Here is a 4582-nt window from a genome sequence, read left to right as displayed (position 1 = left end):
TGGTTGATATATCTGTGGTGGTAAGGGTTGTTCTATATCAGATTCCTTCTGGGGTTTAACTTGATTAATTTTTTCTACTAACTCCTGAAAAGAAGGAGATTTTTGCTCTGATTTTCTTGCTGCCTGAGTTATTTTTGCAGCCATTTCCTGATAGTCATCTTCAGTAAAATTATCATCAATTGCTGTTAACCAATTCTGTAGTGGGGCTGTAATTGTAAAAGATGTATTAGCTAAAGTAGCTGTATTATTTGTGAGGATAATTTGCCCTAATATTAAACGAGTTTTAATATTTTCTGGAACATTGACTGTACAAGCAAATATAATAGGTGTAACTTGTTCTGGTAGAGCTTGTTGTATATCAATTAAAATTTCTGAAGTTTGAGGATTACGCAGACAAATTTTTAAATTACCATTAACTATTGGAGTATTATTTTCTGGAATGGAGGAATCATTTTTTGTTAAAGTATTCTGGGATATAAGGTGATTTAAACCTTCTGTAGATTGAATATTTTGAGCTTGATTATCTAAGATTATTTGACCAGATATAATTAAAGCTTCTCCTGGTTGAGCAGTATAAGATGCTTGGTTTAAGGTTAGTTGTAAAGGATAATTTATAGTAGAGTTAGTCTGATTAGTGATGTTGGTATCTGCCTGTTGATTTGCCTCTAATTCTATTGCTTGTTCTATTGCTTGTTGTTGCTCAACTTGCCCAAGTATTGATGAATTATGTCTGAGAGTTTCAGTTAGTTCTTTTAATTTTTCCTCTGTATCTTTAATGTCTGATGGATGACTTTGTTCTTCGAGTTGGTTTTGAGCTTGAATACTTGAATCTTCTTCCTCATCATCTAGTAAATTAGTGGAATTTTTCTCTTCAATCTGAGCATCCAATAATTCTATGTCATCTGATTTAGTTGTTAATTCAAAGTCTTTTTTTTCTGTATTTTCTTCTGGATGATCTATGGAGCTTATTTTACTAGAAAAAACAGATATATTTTCATTAGCAATCAACTCATTTTCCTGAGTTTCTGAATCTACTAATGGATATAGTTCCTGACTCTGAACATCTAGTGTTTGTGAGAAATCTGAATCATCATAATCAGTGGGCAATACTTCTAAATGGACAATATGTTGTTTTGCTTTGACAGATGATGTAGTTGGTTTACTTTGACAACGAAATTCCCATTTACCAGGTTTGAGGCGGGTAAAAGGGATAATAGAGATTAGACCTTGAGAGTGGGTAAGACTAGAACGTTTCTGAACTCGCCTTAAGGGTGGAACTTCTTCGAGAGAATCGTGAATAATCTGAATTTGGACTTCTGTATTGGCTATATGGGTATGAGCCACAATCCGATAACGACCTTCTAGAATCTCCACATCGGATGATTCTAGAGGTAGCCAGGTTCTATCGCCTTCTTTCTGTAGCAAAAATTCCCAGTTTGACATATATTAAGTCTACAGAGTGACTTTGCATAATATATTACTTTAGTTTATATCAAATTTTTTTTTCTGCGTAATTTTTAGACACTAATGTTTAGAGTTTTTTGAACTTGAAGAAGTAGTCAGTAGTCAGTAGTCAGTAGTCAGTAGTCAATTTAAAGTAATTAAACCAATTCCCACTCATTAATACTATTTTTCGATAAAACTTCAGTTATTATGTAATTAATACAGGTATAATAATTTTTTTGCTAATTAGCAGCCCAGTTAATGTTAATGATTCTCATGTTTAATTCTCCACTACTACCCTACTCCCCACTCAAGAAAATGTAGAACAGTTTTTGAGAAATGGTATTACTACTATGGAACCCAACCCAAAATTGTCTCTACTTCAGTTGCCAGAGACATAGGATCAAAAGGCTTATTAATTACTCCATTTATTCCCAACTGCAAAAATTGATGGCGATCTTCCGAACAAACTTTCGCTGTCAGGAAAATTACTGGAATTTGCTGAGTGGCCTGATTAGCTCGTAGTTGTTTAAGAGTAGAAAATCCATCTATTTCAGGCATCATTACATCTAAGAGAATAGCATCTGGCTGTTCTACTTCTGCTTTAGCAACAGCTTCACTACCTGAGCTACCTGTAATTACTTGCCAACCACCTACTATTTCTAGGCTAAGTTGGGCTACTTCTCTAATATCTTCTTCGTCATCTATTAGTAAAATTCGTTTTTTTGCCATCGGATAAAATATATTTAATTTAACATTATTGAACTTGTAATAGTGCTTTGAAACTACATATAATTTTGAGTAGATAAAAACAGTTTGGGAAGTTGGTTATAAGTTTCAATATTTGCTCAAGGAGTAAATAATTGTTACTGCCATAATTTGTAATTTTTTCAATTTGGAATTGATACTTAAATTTCACCTTGTTTATATCCACTTTTTTTATCTTTTTATTTTGAGTTTAATACCCTGCCTTCACTCGCGGTGTTGACAATTAGTTGGGGTTTGTAGACACGAAATGGTGTGTCGAAGACTATCCCCATTCCCTTCTTCCTTCTTCCTTCTTCCTTCTTCCTTCTTCCTTGTTCCTTCTGAATATTACCTGGTTGCACCTGGAACCAAATCATCATTCCAGGGAAGAGATGCAGGGCGTTGTTGACGGTCTAAATAAGCATTCAAAACATAAACCATATCTCCACGAGTCATCGGTTCTAAAGGATTTATGTTGTTTGTACCTGGTTCAGTATTCACAAAACCTTCATACAATGCTGTTGCTATTGATTTTTTTGCCCAACTCGGGATTTTATCTGAATCTGGGTAATTATTTAATAGCTTTTTAGTATTTTCTTCAGGAAACTGAAAAACACCATAAGCTTGAGCAAAAATCGCAAATGCTTCTGCCCGATTAATTTTATAATTTGGAAAAAACATTCCCTCACGATAGCCACTCATTACAGCATTTTTGAGGACAATTTGAATATCATTATAAGCCCAATAATCTGAAGAAACATCTTTTAATTCAACATTTTGTTTCTGGGAAGATTCACGTTTTTCTAAATCAAATGTTTTGACTAAAATTGACGCTAATTCGGCTCTACTAATAATTTCATTGCGATTAAATTTTCCGGCTGCATCTTTGGTCATTAATCCTGCAGAAACTACTCTTTCTATGGGGTCTACTATTTCTTCTTGAGCTTGAACAATTATTGGTAATTGTAATAATGCTATGAGGGAAAATAGACTAACAAATTTTTGCATAATATAATTTTAATCACATAGTTTTTGTTGATATATTCATTGTAATACTAAATCCAGCGATCGACAGAATTTTCTTAAGCGGGGAACCCACCCTTAACCCCTCCCAGGAGGGGGAGTGGTTACGGACGTTCCATGCAACGTCCGTACAGGGAGAAGCAAACATAATAATAATAATAATAATAAGAGTTACGCAATGACAATAGATATAGGGTTTTACTCAGTTACGCTACTGCTTTTTCTGATAGTCATGCTCCGCAAACATGTCGCGGAGCGTTAACGGAGTTATGCGACAGCAAAACACACCTTACTGGACTATAAATAGGATGGGATTTGAATCTCATTTCTCTGCTGAGTTCTGACTTCTAATAAATGCTTAAAACTCAGACAACGTAATATTTTTCATTCTTCCTTTTTACTTCAAATTTAAGAAATAAACTGTTAGTATTATGATAGTTGAATAGGAGAAAATTAAATGCAAGCAACTCAAATTTACTATTATGTCGAAGAGTATCTAGAGCAGGAAAAAACTGCTGAATTTAGAAGTGAATATCGTGATGGAGAAATAATACCCATGACTGGAGGAACTGTAAATCACAATCGAATTGTTGGTAACTTTTACGCAACATTAAAGTATGGCATTAAAGGGCAACCTTATGAAACTTTTATGAGCGATCTACGCTTGTCAATACCAACAAAAAATATCTACACCTATCCAGATATAATGGTCATTGCCACTCCAGTTATTTATGCTGAAGGTAGACAAGATACTATTACTAATTCTCAGATAATTATCGAAGAATTATCGCGATCGACAGAAAGCTACGACCGGGGACAAAAATTTGAGTATTATCGGAGAGTAAATAGTTTGCGGGAATATATTCTCATCGACCAATACAGATATTATGTCGAACAGTTTAGCAAAACTGAGGATGGCAAATGGTGGTTATCAGAATATGAAAGTGATGGAGCTATTTTATCTTTAAGTTCAGTGGAATTTCAAATCTCTTTGTCAGATATTTATGAAAATGTAGAATTTGAGTGAAGAAGGAAGAAGGAAGAAGAAAGAAGAAAGAAGAAAGAAGGAATTTAGTTATCTACAACAGAAACAAGGAAGACATCTATAAATCCTCAAAGTTAGTCAGGGATTACTTCTGAGTTCTAACTTCTGACTTCTGACTTGTGCGTAGGGTTATAGTATTATAGTACTGTGCGCTGGTATATTTACAAATTGCAGGAAGTGCCCAATAGCTAAAAGTCTTATATTATCATTTTCTTTGTGGGTTTAATACCCCACCGTCAACGGGGGTGTTCAAAATTACTTGGGGGAGCGAATCCCCATGTAATTTTCCTCCTGTCTCCTGTCTCCTGTCTCCTGTCTCCTTCT

At 34.4% G+C, this 4582-nt stretch carries 4 protein-coding genes and 1 pseudogene; 1 reads left to right on the top strand and 4 read right to left on the bottom strand.

Features of this window, described 5'->3' with window-relative positions; genetic code table 11:
• From F6K13_RS19440 to F6K13_RS19425, 4 genes and pseudogenes are all read right to left on the bottom strand, one after another.
• A pseudogene (locus F6K13_RS19440) lies at positions 1-1443 on the bottom strand (hypothetical protein); the annotation flags it as partial.
• A 351-nt stretch (positions 1444-1794) separates the two neighbouring features.
• The gene (locus tag F6K13_RS19435) at positions 1795-2175 is read right to left on the bottom strand and encodes a response regulator (RefSeq protein WP_124146389.1); all 381 of its coding nucleotides are present in this window, start codon (positions 2173-2175) and stop codon (positions 1795-1797) included.
• Positions 2176-2390: 215 nt separating this feature from the next.
• Positions 2391-2552 carry a hypothetical protein gene (locus F6K13_RS19430; protein WP_161565004.1) on the bottom strand — a complete coding sequence of 54 codons (162 nt, stop codon included), beginning with the start codon at positions 2550-2552 and terminating at the stop codon, positions 2391-2393.
• A complete protein-coding gene (locus F6K13_RS19425; protein ID WP_124146391.1) occupies positions 2539-3198 on the bottom strand; it encodes an S-layer homology domain-containing protein in 660 nt (219 codons plus the stop codon). Before F6K13_RS19425 ends, F6K13_RS19430 begins: the two co-directional genes overlap by 14 nt.
• Before the next feature lie 472 nt (positions 3199-3670).
• Between F6K13_RS19425 and F6K13_RS19420 the strand changes: the two genes are divergently transcribed.
• Positions 3671-4240: a Uma2 family endonuclease gene (locus F6K13_RS19420; RefSeq protein ID WP_124146392.1), complete on the top strand. Its 570-nt coding sequence runs from the start codon at positions 3671-3673 to the stop codon at positions 4238-4240.
• Positions 4241-4582: the final 342 nt, after the last annotated feature.

The organism is Okeania sp. SIO2B9 (genome assembly GCF_010672505.1).
GTDB classification, from domain to species: Bacteria; Cyanobacteriota; Cyanobacteriia; order Cyanobacteriales; family Microcoleaceae; genus Okeania; species Okeania hirsuta.
The sequence above is the reverse complement of the archived record's forward strand: the minus strand, read 5'-3'. Positions and strand labels throughout refer to the sequence as shown.